This window comes from Psychrobacter proteolyticus (assembly GCF_038155145.1).
Taxonomy (GTDB): Bacteria; Pseudomonadota; Gammaproteobacteria; order Pseudomonadales; family Moraxellaceae; genus Psychrobacter; species Psychrobacter proteolyticus_B.
This window is the reverse complement of the sequence record NZ_JBAKAY010000068.1, coordinates 1-234: the sequence shown is the minus strand read 5'-3', so window position 1 is coordinate 234 and position 234 is coordinate 1. Positions and strand designations below refer to the sequence as shown.

Annotated in this window: 1 pseudogene; it reads left to right on the top strand. The window is 44.0% G+C overall.

Annotated elements, in window-relative coordinates:
• Positions 1–234: pseudogene (locus tag V6252_RS13020) on the top strand (patatin-like phospholipase family protein); the annotation flags it as partial.

The window sequence follows — 234 nt, the reverse complement described above, 5'->3', positions numbered from 1 at the left end:
ACTGACCAGTACTGATAGCCAGCTCACAGACTTTACCTTGTCGAATCAAGGTTTCATCGAAGGTATTAAGTTAAAAAACTTTATCTATAGCAAAGTGAATGCGCGAGCCATAGAGGATTTCCCCATTGCTATTGCGGCAATCGCAGCAGAAAAACTCACTCTGAAGAAAACAGTCTTTACCACTGGCGATGCTTGGCTTGCCGTGCAAGCGTCCTGTAGCGTGACTAGTATTTT